14 protein-coding genes are annotated in these 18,096 nt (G+C 73.2%); 8 read left to right on the top strand and 6 right to left on the bottom strand.

The genetic code is table 11. The annotated features are described in order from the left end of the window. Positions 1-26: 26 nt before the first annotated feature. Positions 27-1,904 carry a CDP-glycerol glycerophosphotransferase family protein gene (locus FED44_RS09175; protein WP_138460392.1) on the bottom strand — a complete coding sequence of 626 codons (1,878 nt, stop codon included), beginning with the start codon at positions 1,902-1,904 and terminating at the stop codon, positions 27-29. A gap of 34 nt (positions 1,905-1,938) precedes the next feature. After that, positions 1,939-3,345 carry a bifunctional cytidylyltransferase/SDR family oxidoreductase gene (locus tag FED44_RS09170; protein WP_111701702.1) on the bottom strand — a complete coding sequence of 469 codons (1,407 nt, stop codon included), beginning with the start codon at positions 3,343-3,345 and terminating at the stop codon, positions 1,939-1,941. A gap of 170 nt (positions 3,346-3,515) precedes the next feature. On the opposite strand from FED44_RS09170, the gene FED44_RS09165 reads away from it, so the two are divergent. The 6 genes from FED44_RS09165 (at position 3,516) to FED44_RS09140 (ending at position 9,463) form a co-directional block, all read left to right on the top strand. After that, positions 3,516-5,081, top strand: coding sequence for a CDP-alcohol phosphatidyltransferase family protein (locus FED44_RS09165; RefSeq protein WP_262367135.1), 1,566 nt, complete (start codon positions 3,516-3,518; stop codon positions 5,079-5,081). Then, positions 5,078-5,743: a DUF5941 domain-containing protein gene (locus FED44_RS38050; protein ID WP_262367133.1), complete on the top strand. Its 666-nt coding sequence runs from the start codon at positions 5,078-5,080 to the stop codon at positions 5,741-5,743. The genes FED44_RS09165 and FED44_RS38050 overlap by 4 nt, the downstream gene beginning before the upstream one ends. Positions 5,744-5,836: 93 nt before the next feature. After that, positions 5,837-6,568, top strand: coding sequence for a phosphocholine cytidylyltransferase family protein (locus FED44_RS09155; protein WP_111701708.1), 732 nt, complete (start codon positions 5,837-5,839; stop codon positions 6,566-6,568). Between the two features lie 44 nt (positions 6,569-6,612). Then, positions 6,613-7,653, top strand: coding sequence for an iron-containing alcohol dehydrogenase family protein (locus FED44_RS09150; RefSeq protein WP_165900762.1), 1,041 nt, complete (start codon positions 6,613-6,615; stop codon positions 7,651-7,653). Next, positions 7,631-8,389 carry a CDP-alcohol phosphatidyltransferase family protein gene (locus tag FED44_RS09145; RefSeq protein WP_138460390.1) on the top strand — a complete coding sequence of 253 codons (759 nt, stop codon included), beginning with the start codon at positions 7,631-7,633 and terminating at the stop codon, positions 8,387-8,389. The genes FED44_RS09150 and FED44_RS09145 overlap by 23 nt, the downstream gene beginning before the upstream one ends. A 192-nt stretch (positions 8,390-8,581) precedes the next feature. Continuing rightward, positions 8,582-9,463 (top strand): glycosyltransferase family 2 protein, encoded by an 882-nt coding sequence (locus FED44_RS09140; protein WP_111701714.1) that lies wholly within the window; start codon positions 8,582-8,584, stop codon positions 9,461-9,463. A gap of 21 nt (positions 9,464-9,484) precedes the next feature. Here FED44_RS09140 and FED44_RS09135 read toward each other — a convergent pair whose 3' ends face one another. Next, positions 9,485-10,234 (bottom strand): acetoacetate decarboxylase family protein, encoded by a 750-nt coding sequence (locus FED44_RS09135; RefSeq protein WP_111701716.1) that lies wholly within the window; start codon positions 10,232-10,234, stop codon positions 9,485-9,487. Between the two features lie 147 nt (positions 10,235-10,381). On the opposite strand from FED44_RS09135, the gene FED44_RS09130 reads away from it, so the two are divergent. Continuing rightward, complete coding sequence (locus tag FED44_RS09130; RefSeq protein WP_111701718.1) at positions 10,382-10,750, top strand: YciI family protein; 369 nt, start codon at positions 10,382-10,384, stop codon at positions 10,748-10,750. Positions 10,751-10,801: 51 nt separating this feature from the next. Beyond that, a complete protein-coding gene (locus tag FED44_RS09125; RefSeq protein ID WP_138460389.1) occupies positions 10,802-12,019 on the top strand; it encodes an RNA polymerase sigma factor in 1,218 nt (405 codons plus the stop codon). 16 nt (positions 12,020-12,035) lie between these two features. Here FED44_RS09125 and FED44_RS09120 read toward each other — a convergent pair whose 3' ends face one another. From FED44_RS09120 to FED44_RS09110, 3 genes are all read right to left on the bottom strand, one after another. Next, positions 12,036-13,220, bottom strand: coding sequence for a glycosyltransferase (locus FED44_RS09120; RefSeq protein WP_111701722.1), 1,185 nt, complete (start codon positions 13,218-13,220; stop codon positions 12,036-12,038). Positions 13,221-13,306: 86 nt separating this feature from the next. Continuing rightward, positions 13,307-15,595: an acyltransferase family protein gene (locus FED44_RS38045; protein ID WP_167521433.1), complete on the bottom strand. Its 2,289-nt coding sequence runs from the start codon at positions 15,593-15,595 to the stop codon at positions 13,307-13,309. A 237-nt stretch (positions 15,596-15,832) separates the two neighbouring features. Continuing rightward, complete coding sequence (locus FED44_RS09110) at positions 15,833-17,935, bottom strand: LCP family protein (protein ID WP_138460387.1); 2,103 nt, start codon at positions 17,933-17,935, stop codon at positions 15,833-15,835. Between the last annotated feature and the right edge of the window lie 161 nt (positions 17,936-18,096).

Genomic DNA, 18,096 nt, shown 5'->3' with positions numbered 1-18,096 from the left:
TACGCTGAGTTGGCATCGCCAGTATCTCAGTCGCGGGCGGAGGGGGCGAGGGCTTCGAGGCCGAGGAGGCGGGCGCGTTCCTCGGCGCGGGCGGCGGCCCGCCGTACGGCCTCCTCGAAGCGGGCCAGCGGGTCCCGGTGGTCGGGGCCGAGCAGGTAGCCCCGCAGGGCGCGGCGGGCGCCGGCCATCTCGTCCTCTCCCGGGGCGTCCAGACGGCGCAGGACGTCCGGCAGCTCCGCCAGGTCGGGGCCGAGCAGGTAGGCCGCCCCGGCGGCCGGGTAGCGCTCGCGGAAGCGGTCCCCTGACAGGGCGGCCACGTTCGTCACGACGTACGGCTTGCCGCTGGCGACGAAGTCCGACACCACGCTGGAGATGTCGGAGATCAGCACGTCGGCCTCGTTGAAGCAGTCGTACAGGGACGGCTCCGGGCCGGTCACGGCCAGGTGCGGGATGCCGGTCCGCTCGTCCAGGAGCGCCATGATCCGCCGGTGGGCCGCCCGGGCCGCCGGGGAGCGGTGGCCGGTCAGCGGGTGGGGCTTGTAGATCAGCCGCACCGGCTGCTCCAGCAGGGCGCGCACGATCGCGGGCCCCATCGCGACGAGCGAGCTGTGGAACACGTCGTCGCTCCACCCCTCCCACGTCGGCGCGTACAGGATGGTCCGGTACGGCGCCACGCCCTCGGCGTACGGGCTGGTGCGCCGGATCCCGGCGAGCTGGGGGCGGCCCACCTCCTCGACGGCCTCGTCCCGGACGCCCACCTGGGCGCGCAGGTAGCGGTCGCGCCCGGCGGGCCCGGCCACCCACACCTCGTCGTACACCTTCGTGTACGGATTGAACGACGCCTCCTTGTCGCTGTCGCCGTGGCCGATGAACACGCTGCGGACGCCCGGCACCCGCAGCATGTGGATGTTGTTGCCGACGTTGGCGGGGAACAGCGCGACCCGGGCGCCGTCCAGCGCGCGGAAGTTCATGAGGTCCACCGACGAGGGGATGCACACCACCGGCAGCGTCGTCGGGCCGAGGGCAGTGGCGAGCGACCGCTCGCGCAGCACCACCAGCGTCCTCGGCGTGATCCGCTCCAGCGTGCCGAGCCACATCGTGGCCTGGTAGGCGGCCGTGGCCGGGCCGGAGAAGTACATGACGACCTCGGGCCGGTAGGCGGCGACCCACTCGTCCACGGCCGACAGGACGCGCCGCCGGTCGCCCAGGTGCACGGCCCGCCGGGTGTGGACCAGCAGCGCGGCGGCCGCGGCGACCTCCAGCAGCACGGCGGCGGCGGCGCCCGCGGCCCCCGTCCAGCCGAGACCGGACGGCGTCAGGGCCGCCGCCGGCACGATCGCCAGCGCGTCGAGGTAGAGCAGGCGGGTGCCGCGCCAGGCGAGCAGCGCGCGGGGCGGCGGGGGCGGGATCGGCGGCTCCGCCAGGTGGATGTTGCGGGTCACCACCGGCGTCTGGTGGTGGACGCGGTCGAGCCGGCAGGCGAGCCAGGTCTGCGCGGCCCGCACGCCGTGGAACAGGAACAGCCCGGCCGCCAGCGCGGCGTACCACCACGGCCGCCCCGGCGCCACCCGTGCCAGCAGCACCACGGTGGCGGTCTCCCGCGCGAGGAAGCGGACCGTCGCGCCCAGATGGGCCCGGCTCAGCGCCGCCGCCGCCCGGCCGGGCAGCGCCGTCTCCGCGGCGTACGACAGCGGCGCGAGCACCGCGAAGGTCGCGGGCAGCGGCCAGACGGCCGCCAAGAGCAGGGCCGGGTACGACGCGAGCGTCAGCGCGGCGAGCGCCCCTCGGCGTCCCCCGGCCAGCCTCCGCAGGCCCCGGCCGTTCCCTGCGATCAGAGTCAGGCGCCGTGCGAGCAGCGTGAGCAGCGCCTCGGGGGCCGTGCGCCCCGTGATGTTTCCCCCCATGGGCGAGCGCCCGTCCCTCCGTACATGGTTGCGGTCATCGGGTGAGCCGCACGTCCACGACCTGTCCCGTGAGGCGGGACAGCAGCACGTCGAGGCTGGTGCGGGCGACGGCGGCGGGGGAGAGAAGCGTTCCGGCGGGTTCGTCGCCGAACGCGCGCAGCCGCATGGGGGTGGCGGTGCGCTCGGGGTTGACGCAGTTGACGCGGACACCCTGGCAGGCCCACTCGTCGGCGAGCGCCTGGGTGAGGTTGACGACGGCGGCCTTCGTGGAGGAGTAGAGGCTGTAGTCGGCCCGGCCGCGGGTGTGGGACGAGGACGTGTAGAGCAGCAGGTGGCCGTGGGTCTCCATCAGGTACTTCACCGCCGCGCGGGCGATGTTGACCGGGCCGAGGTAGTTGACGCCGATGGTCTCCTCGATCGTGTGCTGGCCGGCCTCGCCGAGCCTGCCCATGTGGAGCACGCCCGCCGTGTTGACGACGTGGTCGATCCGGCCGGTCGCGGCGTACACACGGGCGAGGGCGTCCTCCACGGCGGCGGCGTCCTCGACGCGCACGCCGTTCTCGCTGCGGGAGAAGGAGTGGACGCTCGCGCCGTAGCCCCGGGCGAGCGCGACGACGTCCGCGCCGATGCCGTAGCTGCCGCCGAAGACCACGACGGTGCGGCCCTCCAGCCCGGCGCGGTACTGCTCGTCGGTGAGCGCGGGCGCGGTGTTCTCGGCGAGCTGGAAGAGCTTGTCGGCCAGGTAGACGTCGACCGGGTGGGTGACCTTCATGTTGCGCTCGCTGCCGGGCACGATGTAGATCGGCACGTCGGGCAGGTAGCGCAGCACGACGCCGCAGTCGTCGGTCGTGGGAAGGGAGGGGAACTCGGGGTCGGCCAGGGCGCGCTCGTACGCCGCCCGGATCACCGACAGCCGGAAGCACTGCGGGGTCTGCCCGCGGCGCAGCCGCGAGCGGTCGGGGATGTCGCGGATGATCTCGCCGCGCGGGCCGGGCGCGGCCACGACGATCGTGTCAGAGGACGGGATCGCCACCTCCACCGCCTCGTAGCGGTCGAGGGCGGCCACGCACTCGCTGATGACGCGCGGCTCGATCAGCGGCCGGACCGCGTCGTGCAGCAGTACGTCGCACTCCCGCTCGCCCAGCGCGGACAGGGCCCGCCAGGTCGTCTCGGTACGGCTCGCGCCTCCTTCGAGCACCCGGGAGACCTTCGTGTAGCCGTTCCGCCTGATGAGCTCCTCGGCGTCCGTGACGAAGCCGGGGGTCATCAGGACGATCACCTCGTCGATCTCCGGATGGCCGTCGAACACGTCGAGGGTGTGCTCCAGGATCGTCTTTCCGGCGATCTTCAGAAGCTGTTTCGGGGTGTTCAGCCCCACGCGCTGGCCGACGCCGCCGGCCAGCACGACCCCCACCCTGCGCAGACGCGATTCCGCGATCATGATGTCCTCCCCGACAGCAGACCATACCCGTGCCGGAAGCCGGAGAAGGTGATTGCCACCTAGTGATCACTCGGTTACTTTGCGAGGTGAGCACGTGCGGCCGACGTGAAACGGGTTTCCATATGGGGGCGGATCCGAGCAAGCCCGGTACGGTACGGGACACACAGACGGTGGCGGTCGTCCTCGCGACCTCGCCGGCCGCCGGGCTGCCCTGCTCCGACGGCGCCCGGTCGGAGGGCAGCCTCCTGGAGCGGCTCGTCGCCCAGCTTCTCACCCTGCCGATTCGCGAGGTGCTGATCGTGGTGCGGAGCCAGGACGGCTGGGACGGCGAGCGAAGACAGATCGCGGCGCGCGGCCCCGGGCCGGAGACGGCGGGCGGGCGGCCGCCCGATCCGGCGCGCGGGCGGGAGCGGGAGGTCGAGAGCGGCCCACGGCACCAGATCTGCGTGAGCGACGGCCTCGCCGAGGACCTGCGGATCGTGGCCAAGACCGCCCGCGCCTCGACCTCCCCGGTCGCCGTGCTGGCCGCCGACGTCGTCGCGCACACCGACGCGCTGGCCCTGCTGCTCGAACATCCCGCCCGCCCGACCGGCGCCATCGTCGCCGGCGGCGATCCCGCCCCGCTTCGGCCGCCCGTGCGTACGGAGTGGGGCCGCGTCGTGTCGGCGGGCACCTCCTTCCACGAGGTCGAGTGGGCCAACGGCACCTTCCGCGGCGTCCTGCAGGTCGGGGAGGCGCACCTGGCCGGTCTCGCCGACCTGGCCGAGGAGCTGGCCGACCTCGCCCAGCGCCGCCACCTCGGGCGGGTGGGCGACACCGAGGTGCCCGAGCTGCTGCTCACCGGGCTCGCCCGGGCGGGCGTCCCGGTGCACGCCGTCGCGCTGGGCGCGCTGCACTGCGGGCGGGTCGCGACCCGCCCGGCCGCCGAGCGGGCGGTGCGCGAGCTCGCCGACGTCGACGAGGCGCGGGCCCGGCTGGAGGCCGCCGTGAAGAGCGGAGACGGCTTCTTCACGACCTACTGCGTCAGCTCGTGGTCCCGCCATCTGATCCGGCCGGCCGTACGGCTCGGCCTGACGCCCAACTCGGTGACCGGCATCTCGGTCGCGTTCGCGCTCATCGCCGCCGTCTGGTTCTCCGACGGGCACCGGGCGGGGCTCGTCGTGGGGGCGGTCGCGCTCTACCTGTCGTTCGTGCTCGACTGCCTGGACGGCCAGGTCGCGCGGTACACGCGCCGGTTCTCCCCGCTCGGCGGCTGGCTCGACGCCATCTGCGACCGGATCAAGGAGTACGTGGTCTACGTCGGGCTGGTGCTCGGGTACACGTCCGGCCCCGGGGAGTCCTGGCGGATCTGGGCCCTGGCCGTGGCCGCGCTGGTCCTGCAGACGATCCGGCACATGGTCGACTTCGCGTACGCCGGGGCGCTGGCCGACCGGGCGCGGGCGGCGGGCCTGCGGGCGGCGGCCCCGCGTTCGATGGCGGTGCCCTGGGACGAGGCCCCGGCGGCGGCCGCGGCCTCGGGCACCGGGTCGGTGCTGGCGCTGTCGCGGCGGCTCGACCGGGGTGTGGCCTACTGGCTGAAGAAGATGATCGTGCTGCCGATCGGGGAGCGGACCGCCCTGATCTGCGTCACGGCGGCGCTGTTCGACGCGCGGGTGACGTTCCTCGCGCTGCTCGGCTGGGGCGGGGTGGCGCTCGCCTACACGGCCGCCGGGCGGATGGCCAGGTCGTTCGCATGAGCCGCCCCACCCACGACGCCGCTCGGGAGGGCTCCGACGTGATCTCCGTACACATGACCCCGGTGCCGCGCAGCGTCGTGGTCGCCCAGCGTGACGACGGCCCGCTGTCGCGGGCGATGGGGCTGCTCGTCGCCGGGCAGCTGCCGCCCCTGCCGCCCGCGCTCGCGGGGGCGTTCGTGACCGCCGTGCTGCTGGTCCTCGGCATCGCCGGGGCCGACGACTTCGCGGTCTTCGCGCCCGCGGTCGCCCTGCTGCTCGCCGGGGCGGGCAGCGCGCACCGGCACGACGGGCGGCTCGACTGGCTGGCGCCCCCGATCCTGCGCCTGACGGAGTACGGCTTCGTCGCCTCCGCGGGGTTCGCCCGCTCCGTGCCGCCCGTGATCACCTTCGCGCTGCTCGGCGCGATGGCCTTCCACCACTACGACATCGTCTACCGGGTGCGTCAGCACGTGTATCCGCCACCGTGGCTGGCCACGGCCGGGCTCGGCTGGGACGGCCGGATGCTGGTCGTCGCCCTGGCCGGCCTGCTCGACATGGTGGCTCCCGCGTTCGTCCTGCTCGCGCTCTACCTGTGGGGACTGTTCGGCTGGGAGAGCCTGACCTGCTGGCTGGCCGCCCCCCGTACGCCCGACCAGGCGGTGGAACCGGCTCCCCAGGATTAACGTCAGACCAACGGCGGATTACCCAAGTGCGGCCCCGGGCCAACTAACCTTTGGGGTTACTGTCTGACGCTCGACCTCAAGGAGTGCGGGAAATTGCTCGGAATGGTGCTGGCCGCCGGAGCCGGACGTCGTCTGCGGCCGTACACCGACACGCTGCCCAAGGCGCTGGTGCCGGTCGACGGTGAGACCACGATCCTCGACATCGCACTGCGCAACCTGGCGGCCGTGGACCTGCGCGAGGTCGTGGTCATCGTCGGCTACCAGGCCCAGGCCGTACGGGAGCGCCAGGCCGACCTGGAGCGCCGTCACGGGGTGTCGCTGACGCTGGTGCACAACGACAAGGCCGAGGAGTGGAACAACGCGTACTCGCTGTGGTGCGCGCGTGACCACTTCTCGCAGGGCGCGCTGCTGGTCAACGGCGACACCGTCCACCCGGTGTCGGTGGAGCGGACCCTGCTGGCCGCCGAGGACACCTCCGACATCCTGCTCGCCGTGGACGACGTGAAGTCCCTGGCCGACGAGGAGATGAAGGTCACACTGGAGGACGGCCGGCTGAAGCGGATCACCAAGCTGATGGACCCCGCCGAGGCGTACGGCGAGTACATCGGCGCCACGCTGATCCGGCCCGGCGCGGCCGAGCGGCTGGCCGACGCGTTGCGGGCCACCTTCGAGCGGGACCCCCAGCTCTACTACGAGGACGGCTACCAGGAGATGGTCCGGCGCGGCGAGAACATCGCCGTCGCCCCGATCGGGAAGGTCGACTGGGTCGAGGTGGACAACCACGACGACCTGGCGAAGGCCCGCGAGATCGCGTGCCGTTACTGAGACGCGCGGCCTTCTGAGGAGTTCGCATGCCGATTCTGGCAAGGATGCTCCCCGCCCCCCTCACGATGGAGGTGCGGCGGGGCGCGATCGCGCAGCTCGGCACCCTGCTGGCCGACAGCAGGGTGGCCACCTCCGGCCGGGTCGCGGTCGCGGTCGGCGTGGGGCAGGGCGACCGGATCGCGGAGGTCATCGCGCCCTCGCTCGGTGAGGCCAAGGTGCTGCGGGTGGCGGACGGCACGGTCGACGCGGCCGTGTCGCTCGGCGCCGACCTGCGCAAGGGCAACTACGAGGCGGTGATCGGCGTCGGCGGCGGCAGGACCATCGACGCCACCAAGTACGCCGCGTCCCTGGCGGGCATCCCGATGGTCGCGGTGGCCACCAACCTCTCCCACGACGGGATCTGCTCCCCGGTCGCCTCGCTCGTGCACGAGGGCGGCAAGGGCTCGTTCGGGGTGCCCATGCCACTGGCGATCATGGTGGACCTGGAGTTCGTCCACGACGCCCCGCCCTCGCTCGTCCGGTCCGGGATCGGCGACGTGCTCAGCAACCTGTCGGCCATCGACGACTGGCAGCTCGGCAACGTCGAACGCGGCGAGCCCATCGACGGCCTCGCGATCTCGATGTCGCGCACGTCCGCCGAGGCCGTCCTGGGCAGGCAGGACTCGATCGAGTCGGACGCGTTCCTGACCGTGCTCGCCGAGGCGCTTATCCTCTCGGGCATGTCGATGGTCATCGCCGGGTCAAGTCGTCCGGCGAGTGGCGGCGATCATGAGATCCTTCATGCCGTGGACCAGCTTTTCCCCGGCACCTCCAACCACGGTGAGCTGGCCGGCATCGGCGCGGCGTTCTGCTACTTCCTCCGGGAGGACGCGCACCGGCTCGGCCAGGTGACCGGCTGCCTCAGACGGCACGACCTGCCGGTCGTGCCCGGCGACGTCGGCCTGACGACCGACCAGTTCACGGCCGCGGTGATGCTGGCCCCCAGCACCCGGCCCGGCCGCTACACCATCCTTGAGCACCTCCGGCTGTCGGAGCCCGAGGTCCGGGCGAGAGTTGAGGACTATGTCCGCGCCGTCGGTAGCTGAGCTTCGCGCGGTCGCCCAGCCGCAGACCACCATGGACCGCCGCAGCGGCGAGCACTGGGCAGGCCTGCTGTACATGCGGCGGCTGTCCATCTACGCCACGTGGCTGCTGGCGAAGACCCCCATCACCCCCAACCAGGTCACCGGGCTGATGATCCTGTGCGGGGTGGCGGCGGGAGCCGTCCTGGCCCTGCCGGGACTCTGGGCGGCGCTGGCCGCGGCCCTGCTGATCCAGATCTACCTGCTGCTCGACTGCTCGGACGGCGAGCTGGCCCGCTGGACCGGCCGCACCTCGATCACAGGGGTCTACCTCGACCGGGTCGGGCACTACTTCGCCGAGGCGGCGCTGCTGATCGGCCTGGGCTTCCGGGCGTCGGAGACGCTGCCCGACTGGTACACGGTCATGGGCGTCGCGGCGGCGCTGGGCGCGATCCTGATCAAGGCGGAGACCGACCTGGTCGACGTGGCCCGCGCCCGGTCCGGCCTGGTCGCGACCACCGAGGCGGCGGCGCAGCAGTTCGCCTCGCCGCGGCTCGCGCTGGCCCGCCGGGCCGCGGCGGCGCTGCGGTTCCACCGGGTGATCCAGGCCGTCGAGCTGTCACTGATCGTCGTGGCCGCGGCGGTGCTCGACAACTGGTTCTCCGCCACCCGGATCCTCATGGTCGCCTGCGTCGTCATCGCCGCGGTCCAGCTCGTGCTGCACCTGGTCAGCATCCTCGCGTCCCGGCGGCTCTCATGAGCGGGCACATGGGCGGCCCGGCCGCGGGGCGGCACGCCGGTCATCCGTACATCCGCGGTTGGGTGGGGGTTTGGTGGCAGTTCCGATACCCTTGTGCCACGGTAAACCAGGCAGCTCCCGGATCGCCCGGCCATACAGACTCGGTGAACATGAAGTCGTGTGCAGTGCGCCCAGCGTCGAGGCGATGACGCGGTGAAGATCTCCTGTGTCATCCTCACCATGGGCAACAGGATCGCCGAGCTCGACCGGGCCGTGGAGTCCACGCTCACGCAGACCGACGGCGACATCGAGGTGGTCGTCGTCGGGAACGGCGCGGACGTGCCGGAGCTGACCGCCGCGCCGCCGCCGGGCAGCTCGGCGACGATCAAGACGGTCCGGCTGGAGCACAACGCGGGCATCCCCGAGGGACGGAACCGGGGCGTGCAGGAGTGCTCCGGCGACATCGTCCTGTTCCTCGACGACGACGGCTGGTACGCCAACTCCAAGGTGGCCGCGCACGTCCGCGAGCGGTTCACGCACGAGCCCGACCTCGCGGTGATCTCCTTCCGGGTGATGGACCCCGAGGGCGGCCTGGTGCAGCGGCGCCACGTGCCCCGCCTGCGGGCCGGAGACCCCGAGCGCTCCTCCCCGGTGACGACCTTCCTGGGCGGCGCCTGCGCCATCCGCAAGTCGGCGTTCCTCCAGGTCGGCGGGTTGCCCGAGCGGTTCTTCTACGCCCACGAGGAGACCGACCTGGCCTGGCGGCTGCTCGGGGAGGGCTACCGCATCGAGTACGACGCCGAGACGGTGATGTACCACCCGCTGGTGCTGCCGAGCCGGCACACGGACTTCTACCGCCTGAACGCCCGCAACCGGGTGTGGCTGGCCCGCCGCAACCTGCCGTGGCCGCTCGCCACGCTCTACCTGCTCAACTGGATGGTGCTCACGCTCGTGCGGGAGCGGTCGCTGCCCGCGGTCAAGGCGTGGTTCGGCGGCTTCGTGGAGGGGCTGCGTGAACCGGCGGGAGAGCGCCGTCCGATGGCCTGGCGCACCGCCTGGCGCATGCTCCGCCTCGGTCGTCCCCCCATCGTCTGACGCCGCGCGCACGGCCGGGCGTCACGCCTGCCGCGGCTCCTCGAACGTCATCGACACGTGTTCGGCGGTGACCGTCAGCAGGGCCCGCCGGGGCAGCCCCAGCTCGCTCAGCTCCTTGGCGATCGGATGGTTGCCGAGCCGGACGAGCGCGCCGCCCGGCCGCCAGCGGATCCCCCTGGCGCGGGCGGCCCAGGAGACGCGCCGGGTCACCCCGTCGAGGTGGGTGTAGGCGTCCGGCACCGCGACGGACTTCCCGACCAGCGGCGCGGGGGCGGCCGGCATCCCCGGCCTGATCAGCAGGTCGACGACCATCCGGCCGTCCCTGCGCAGCACACACCGCTTGTACGGCGAGCCGAGCCGCAGGTCGACGTCGGCCAGTTCCTTCGGGAAGCCCCAGATGCTCCGGCCCGCCTCCATCGTGAAGCCCTGGTCGACCGGGAGCCAGTGGACGAACGCGCCCGACCCCGCCCCGCGCAGGTCCTTCAGACCGGCGAGGAGCCCGCGCCTCGGCGGGGCGCTCGCGCCGGCCGGCCGTACGAGGAACATCACGCCGAACTCGTCGTAGGAGCCGAGGTCGGAGTCGTGGTAGCGGACGAACGCCAGCATGCACATGGCCTTGCCGGGCAGCACCTCGGTGACGTCCATCCCGGAGTACGCGAGGACCGCACGGGCGGCGTCGGCCCGCACCAGATACCCGGCGAGGCACATCGAAGCGTCGCGGACCTCCACCGGCATCTCGACCCGGCGCCCCTGCACGACATGGCTTGCCATGCCTCCAGTACAGCAAGCCCGGCCGCCGGAGGACAGTCGTACGGCGGCAAGGTTGTCCCAGATCGGATGTCGATGCGCGGGGAGGCCGATCGTATAGAGAGTGAGGGCCGGCGCCCCGCCTGCCCGCCAGAGGAGGTACGGAAGACCATGAGGCACTATCTGCTGAGCATCCGGCAGCCCGGCGGCGGTACGCCCCCGCCGGAGGTCCTGGACCCGATCATGCGGGAGCTGGCGGTGCTCAACGAGGACCTGCGGGCCGCGGGGGCGTGGGTCTTCAGCGGTGGGCTGCACGCCCCGGACACGGCGACGGTGGTCCGGGCGCGCGACGGCGAGGAACTCGTCACCGACGGTCCGTACACCGAGGGCAAGGAGCACGTCGGCGGGCTCACGATCATCAGGGCGTCCGACCTCGACGAGGCGCTGGAGTGGGGCCGCAGGCTCGCGCGGGCGACCACGCTTCCGATCGAGGTGCGTCCGTTCGCGCACGTCGTGGGGGACGACGACGGCGGTGTCTGACAAGCCGTGCGGCGCGCGGGCTCGCGTCGGCCCTCCGCCGGGGCGAGGGCGATGACGGGGCCTCCCGACGTGGAGCGGGTGTTCCGCGAGGAGTACGGCCGCGCCGTCGCGGTCCTGGTCCGCCACTTCGGCGACATCGACCTCGCCGAGGAGGCGGTCCAGGACGCCTTCGCGGAGGCGGCGCGGCGCTGGCCGCGGGACGGAACGCCGCCGCGCCCGGCCGGATGGATCATCACGACCGCCCGCAACCGGATGATCGACCGCTTCCGGCGGGAGGCCACGCGGGAGGACAGGCAGGTGCGGGCCGCCCTGTCGCACCACCACGACGAACCGGACGAGGAGGGCGCGGTGCACGACGACCGGCTCCGGCTGATCTTCACCTGCTGTCATCCCGCGCTCGCTCCCACCGCCCGGGTGGCGCTGACGCTGCGCCTGCTGGGCGGGCTCACCACGGCCGAGATCGCGCGGGCGTTCCTGGTCGCGGAGCCCGCCATGGCCCAGCGGCTGGTGCGGGCCAAGGCCAAGATCCGCGACGCCGGGATCCCGTACCGGGTCCCGCGCGAGGCCGACCTGCCGGACCGCCTCCGGGCCGTGCTGGCCGTCGTCTACCTGATCTTCAACGAGGGGCACACGGCGAGCGCGGGCGACCGGCTGGTCCGCGAGGATCTGTGCGCGGAGGCGATCCGCCTCGGGCGCCTGCTGGCCGAGTCGATGCCCGACGAGCCGGAGGTCCTCGGCCTGCTCGCGCTCATGCTGCTCCTGCACGCGCGCCGGGCGGCCCGCACGACGGCGGACGGCGACCTCGTGCCGCTCGCCGGGCAGGACCGGAGCCGGTGGGACCCCGCCCTCGTCGCCGAGGGCCAGGACCTCGTGCGGGCGTGCCTGCGCCGCGACAGGCCGGGGCCGTACCAGATCCAGGCGGCGATCAACGCCGTCCACAGCGACGCGCCGTCCACCGCCGCCACGGACTGGCGGCAGATCCTCCACCTGTACGACCACCTGCTGGCGCTCACGCCGAACCCCGTCGTCGCGCTGAACCGCGCGGTCGTGGTGGCCGAGCTCGACGGTCCCCGCGCGGCCCTCGCCCTTCTGGAACCCCTGGACCTGGGCGGCTACCACGTCTTCCACGCCGTACGGGCCGATCTGTTGCGACGGCTCGGCCGCACCGGGGAGGCGGCCCGCGCGTACGAGGCGGCGGCCGCCCGCAGCGGTAACGCCGCCGAGCGCGCCTTCCTCGAACGCCGCCGCCGGGAGCTCGGCGAGGAATGAGGCCGGCGCCGGCCCGTCAGGCGGGGACCGTGCGGCCGGGAGACAGGGCGGAGACGGGGCCGGGGGCCTCGGCCCACCGCTCCAGCAGGGCGACGAAGTCCCCGGCCACCGCGGGCCAGTGGTAGTGGTTGAGCGCCTCGACGTACCCCCGGGCGCCCATCTCGGCCCGCCGATCGGGGTCGTCGCGCAGGCGCAGCACCGCCCGCACCACCGAGTCGGCCACCGAGTCGGACACCGTGCCGGCCACCGGGTCCGCGACGGTGCCGGACGCCGCGCCGGCCTCGCCGAAGGGGACGATCGTGCCGCAGTCGACCCGTCCCACCAGGGACGCCGCGTTCGGCAGCGGGGTCGTCACGACGGGGATGCCGCGCGCCATGTACTCGACGATCTTCGTGGGCGTCGACTGCCGGTAGTTCGGCAGGTCGTGCAGGAGGGACAGACCGGCCAGGGCGCCCTCGGCCATCCGCAGGGCGTGCCGGTTGGGGACGTACCCGAACCAGTCGAGCACGCCCTCGCGCTGCGCGTCGCGCAGCATCGGGCGGACCGCGGCGTCGGCCGGCCCGATCAGGTCCAGGCGGATGCCGTACGGGCGCAGCCGCCGGGCGACCTCGATCATCTCGGCGGCGCCCCGCGCCGCGGAGATGTGCCCGACGTAGACGACGCGGGAGTCGCCGGGCGGCGGAGGCGGCGTCGGCGGCACGTACGTGTGGTTGGGCACCACGGGGTGCGGGCCGGGGAAGCGCGCCCGGTAGGCCTCCTCGGCGAGGATCAGGTGGAGTCGGCGCTCCGCCCGGCTCTCGATCGCCCGGATCAGCGGCGGCAGGACGCCGCGCAGCGGTCCCGGCAGGTACGACTTGGCGTCCAGCGCGGCGATCGTGTCCTCGTGGACGTCCCAGACCGTGGGCGGCCTCCTGCGCGGCAGGGTGAGCAGCAGCTCGATGTCGTGGACGAGCAGCAGGTCGGCGTCCCGCGTGGCCCTGCGCAGGGCCGAGGAGGACGCCCGCAGCGCCCTGCTCCGGTGCAGGCCCACCGCCCGGGGCACGTCGACGGCCCGGATCCCCGGCGAAGGAGTCACGTTGCAGTGCGTGAACGGCGCGACGAAGGTCACCTCGTGTCCCGCGTCGAGCAGCGCCCGGATCTGCCGGTGGGTGATCCGCGCGTCCTCCGGGTGATGCACGGTCGTGGCGACACATACCCTCATACAGGGAGGCTGGCCGCGCAGTCCGAAATGACCGGATGCCTCGGGTGAACCCTCCCCGAAATGCGGTTGAACTTCCCGTGCGGGCGCTACTTCGCCTGCACGCTCGGCCTGCGGTAGAGCCAGGTGAGCCGGGGCTCCAGCAGCCACTTGAACGCGGTGCGGGTCACCGGCAGGCACAGCAGGATGGCCAGGGCGAAGCTCGAGCACGCGATGGCCGCCACCCCGAGCGGGCCGTACAGCCAGGGCACGTCGAGCCAGCCCATCTCCTTGGCGATCATGACGGGCACGCCGTGCAGCAGGTAGCAGTAGAGCGTGCGGGTGCCGAGGTCGGTGAACCACGTCTGCCGCCGGGGGACCAGCGACATCACCGCCGCCGACATGGCCAGCGCGGCCACGAGCAGGCCCGTACGCAGGGCCATGCCCTTCCACCACACCAGGTGGAGGTCCTTGAAGCTGTTCTTGTAGTAGATCGGCCCGAGCTTGACGGAGTAGTTCTTCACGAGGAAGACGGCCACGCCCGCCGCGCCGAGCAGGACGAGCACCGACAGCACCCGCACCCAGCGCCGCTTGAGGAAGTCGAAGACCTCCGGCTTGAGCACGAGGCCGAGCACGAAGAACGGCAGCAGGCCGAAGAACCGGTCCATGCTGAAGTCACCGGTCAGCTCGGAGAACCCGGCGAAGAGGTACACCGCGATCGAGATGACGAACGGGTAGCGCATGCGCTTCCACACCGGTGTGGACAGCCGCCAGAACAACAGCGCCAGCAGATACCAGTTCAACCACGCCGGATCCATGATCGTGATGCTGAACTTGTGCCCGAAGGCGGTGCGCAGCAGGGCGTAACCCACCTCGACGATCACGTACGGCACGAGGAACGTGTCGACCAGTTTGTTGGTCTTGGCGTTGGAGTTCCAGAAGTTCCTGGACAGGTAGCCGCTGATGATGACGAACAGCGGCATGTGGAAGACGTAGATGAACAAGTACGCCGCCCGGGACGAGTCGGCCGCGAGCGTCGGGACCAGCGCGTGCCCGATCGGCACCATGGCGATGCCGACGAACTTCACGTTGTCCAGGTAGGGATCGCGCGGCTTCCTGGCCCGGGGCGCGGGCTCCTGCTCGGGCTCGCCGCCCTCCATCCCGTCCTGCCGGTCCGTACGCCGGGCGAAGGGGTCGGCGAACGGGTCGGCGGACCGGCTGGGCGCCTCGGCCCAGGCGGGCAGCGGAGCGCGCAGCGGCCTGCCGAGCGGGCCCGTCTGGCGGGGGTCCGGCACGCCGCCGTCCTGGGCGCGCCGCCAGGGGTCCCAGTCACCCGGGTCGCCCTCCGGGCCGGGCCACGGCGGGGCCGCCGGGGCCTCCGGCACGGGCGCGGCCTGGAAGGCGGCGGGCGCCGCCTGGGCGGCGGTGGGAGGCGTCCGGAAGTCGGTGAGCGGCGCCTGGAAGGCGGTGGGCGGGTCGTCGTCCGGGAACGGCCGCTCGCCGCGCCCGCCGGACGTGGTCCGCTGCGGGAACGGCGGCGCGCCGAAGGGATCGTCCGGCGGCGAGGAGGGCGCGGCGGTGCCGGTCGGCGGGGTGTCCAGGAACGGGTTCACGGACATGTCGGGGCCGGCCTCGGGACCGGTCTCGGGGCCGGTCTGGGGGCCGCCGAAGGCCGGTGCGGGAAAGGCGGGCGCCGGCGGCGTCCCGAAGACCTCGGTTTCGCCACTGCCGAAGGCCGGCGCGGGAAAGGCCGGAGGCGGGGAAGCGGGGCCGGGCGGAGCTCCGAAGACCTCGGTCTCGCCGCCGCCGAAGGCCGGTGCGGGGAAGGCGGGAGCCTCGCCGGGGGCGGGCGCGGGGGCGTCCGGGCCGGACGCGAGAGGCCGGCGGCCGGGCCCGCTCTGCCCCCGGCCGGGTCCGCTCTGTCCCCGGCCGGCGGAGAAGTAGTCGAAGCCCGGGGCAGAGGGCGCGGACTCGGGGGGCGGCGCGCCCAGCCGGGCGGCCCCCGGCCTGCGCGGCTTGCGTACGGGCAGGGGCTGCTTCTCGTACGGCGCCTGGCCCGAGGGAACGGCGCCTCCCGGACCCTGCTGCGCCCGCGGCGGCGCGTCTCCCGGCTGACCGTCCTCGTGGCGGCCGCGCACGGGCAGATCGGGGTCGCCCTCCGGGCGCGAGCCCGGGAAGCCGCCCTCGTGGCGGCCGTGAAGCGGCGCGCCGGTCCGGTCCGCGAGGGGTCCCTGCTCCGGAGCGCCCGCGGCCGACGGATCCCGGCGGGCCGGGCCGCCGTCCGGAGCGGGCCAGTCTCCGGTGATGCGGCCTATCACTCCGGTTGGGGCCTCTTCGGCGTCGTCGTCGACGCCTGGCGGGGAACCGGGAACCGGGGGATGACGGCGGGTGTCACTCACGGAGAAACGCTCAGCTATCTGTCGGGGGAGGCTCGGGGACGGCCACGCCTCAGGGGCACCCGAGGCGTGCACCGCGTCCTTTCGGACACTAGCGAAGGCGCCCCGGCGCATCAGCCGAACGGGCGAACGGGGCGCGTTCGCCAGATCACCACCCTAACGTTCTTGGACACCTGTGTCGCCCCGGGGGCCGGACGTAACCCACGTGTATCCGTCGCGTCCGGCCCTCCGCGGCCGTTCCTAGCTGGAGCAGATGTCGGTGTCGGAGGTGACCGCGTTGTCCCCGACCTGGAGGGGAATCCGCACGCCCTTCCAGTCGGCGCCGATCACCAGCTGGACGATCGGCCCGCGCACCCGGCCCGTGGGCGCGTCCGGCGGCGGCGACGCCGGGGTGAACGGCGTGACCGGCCCGGTCGCCGCCTTGCCCGTCTCCGGGGAGACGGGGTTGAGCAGCTTGCCGATCAGGATCTTCGAGTAGTTCCACCCCTGGCCCGTGTAGCGGACCATGGTCTTGGGCTGGTCGCTGCCGTCGGGCTTCTTCGCGTCGCCGACGCCGACGACGTTGAAGCCGAGCCCGGTGAGCTCCTCGGCGACCTCCTTGGCCAGGCCGGACCTGTTGGTGCCGTTGAACACCTGCACCTTGACCTGCTGCGGCTTGGTGACCACCGGGCCGCTCGGCGAGGCGGCGGCGGACGCGGCCGGGCTCGCGGAGGCGGTGGGCGTCACCTCGGTGTCGTTCGCGATGGCCCGGAACAGGTTGCCGGCGGCCGGCTCCTTCCACTGCACGCGGTTCTTGTCGGCCGCGTACGGCTCCCACGGGACCGTGGTGGCCTTGAAGCCCTTGGCCGAGAGCTTCTGCGCGCTCGTCGCGATCTTGATGAGCTCCTCGGTGTTGAGCGCGTCGTCCATCGTGACGGACCGGGCCGCGGCGGCGATGAACTTCTGCAGCTTGCCCACGTCCCTGAGCAGCGCGCTGCTGGTCGCCTTCTTCACCACCTGGGAGATGAAGACCTGCTGGCGCTTGATGCGGGAGATGTCGCTGCCGTCGCCGATGTGCCGCAGCCGTACGTAGCCCAGCGCGGCCTCACCCATCACGACCTGCTTGCCGGCGGGGAGCGTGAGCTTCGAGCTCTTGTCGTTGACCGCCTGCGGCAGGCAGATCTGGATGCCGCCGAGCGCGTTGACGATGTTCTTGAAGCCGGTGAAGTCCACCTTCATGAAGTGGTCGATGCGGATGTTGGTGAGGCTCTCGATCGTGCGGCGGGTGCAGATCATCCCGCCGTCGGAGAACGCGGAATTGATCATCCCCGTGTGCGCGGGGATCAGCGTCTTGTTGCGGGAGTAGCAGGCGGGGATCAGCACCATCGAGTCGCGGGGGAAGCTCAGCAGCGTCGCCGCGTCCCGGTTGGGCGACACGTGCAGCAGCATGATCGTGTCGGTGCGTTCGCCGTCGTTGACCAGGTGCTGGCCGTACCTCTTGTTGTCGCCCGCGCGGGTGTCCGAGCCGACGAGCAGCACGTTGATCGCACCGGTCGGGCTCACGGGGCGGTTCTTGTCGAGCTCGTCGGTGGACGCGCCCCTGTTGATCAGGCCGAGCGTGCTCCGGTAGACCTTGTAGGCCGTCAGCGTGCCGATCACCAGCACGCAGGTCATCGCGATGCTGATCCAGCCGGCGATGCTCAGGCGCGACCGGCCGCCGCCCGGCCCGCGTCGCCGGGGCGGCTCGTCGTCCGGGGGCAGGTCGTCGCCGCCCGAGCCACGACGCCCACGGTCGCCGCCGGACTCGCGCCGCCTGCGGCCGGCGTGTTCGACGGGTCCGCCGGGTCCACCTGGCCCTGGCCCGGGTCCGCCGGGTCCGGCGGGGGAGGCGCCGTAAGCGGTCTCCTCGTCGCCGCGCCTGCGGCCCCGCCGCCCGGACGGCTCGCTCTCGTGGCCGTCACCGGCGGGGCGGCGGGTGTCGCGTACGGGTTCGTAACCAGGCTCGTAACCGGCCTCGTAGCCGGGCTGATGACCCGGCCCATAACCAGGGCCGTTACCCGGCTCGTGACGGGGCTCGGGGCGCTGGCCGGAGCGGCGGCGTCCACGGCCGCCCTCCTGCGCGTCGGGAGGAAGGCCGTCCTGCTGCCGCCTGCGCCCGCGCGGCATGTCCGCGTAGCCCGCGGGGTCGGCCGGCAGGTCGGCGTAGCCGGCGGGCACGGGAGCGGCCGCCGTCCGGCCGTCACGCGCCGGCGGCTGGAAGGCGCCGCCGTACGAGCCGTCGCCGGGGGGACCCCAGACCCTCTGGTCGGCGGAGGCGGGAGAAGGAGGCCCGGCGGGCGGGTTGACACGCCTGCGCTCGCTCACCTCGGGCCCGCCCAGGAAGCGGCCGGACGAGTGGGCGAGAGGCAGACAGGGTCAACGTTTCGCTCGCACACTTGTCCTCCTTGCCTGGCGATCACAGGGCGCGCTCCGAGCGTAGGTCACGGGAGAGCCTGCGGGCGCCACGATTGGGAGGATCCAGGCCC

This window comes from Microbispora triticiradicis, assembly GCF_005864065.1.
GTDB lineage: Bacteria > Actinomycetota > Actinomycetes > Streptosporangiales > Streptosporangiaceae > Microbispora > Microbispora triticiradicis.
The sequence above is the reverse complement of the archived record's forward strand: the minus strand, read 5'-3'. Positions and strand labels throughout refer to the sequence as shown.

Bases quoted from the DNA above. Each gene is read 5' to 3' on its own strand.
- FED44_RS09175 (WP_138460392.1), bottom strand. From the start codon at position 1,904: ATGGGGGGAAACATCACGGGGCGCACGGCCCCCGAGGCGCTGCTCACG.
- FED44_RS09170 (WP_111701702.1), bottom strand. From the start codon at position 3,345: ATGATCGCGGAATCGCGTCTGCGCAGGGTGGGGGTCGTGCTGGCCGGC.
- FED44_RS38050 (WP_262367133.1), top strand. From the start codon at position 5,078: ATGAGCCGCCCCACCCACGACGCCGCTCGGGAGGGCTCCGACGTGATC.
- FED44_RS09150 (WP_165900762.1), top strand. From the start codon at position 6,613: ATGCTCCCCGCCCCCCTCACGATGGAGGTGCGGCGGGGCGCGATCGCG.
- FED44_RS09145 (WP_138460390.1), top strand. From the start codon at position 7,631: ATGTCCGCGCCGTCGGTAGCTGAGCTTCGCGCGGTCGCCCAGCCGCAG.
- FED44_RS09135 (WP_111701716.1), bottom strand. From the start codon at position 10,234: ATGGCAAGCCATGTCGTGCAGGGGCGCCGGGTCGAGATGCCGGTGGAG.
- FED44_RS09130 (WP_111701718.1), top strand. From the start codon at position 10,382: ATGAGGCACTATCTGCTGAGCATCCGGCAGCCCGGCGGCGGTACGCCC.
- FED44_RS09125 (WP_138460389.1), top strand. From the start codon at position 10,802: ATGACGGGGCCTCCCGACGTGGAGCGGGTGTTCCGCGAGGAGTACGGC.
- FED44_RS09120 (WP_111701722.1), bottom strand. From the start codon at position 13,220: ATGAGGGTATGTGTCGCCACGACCGTGCATCACCCGGAGGACGCGCGG.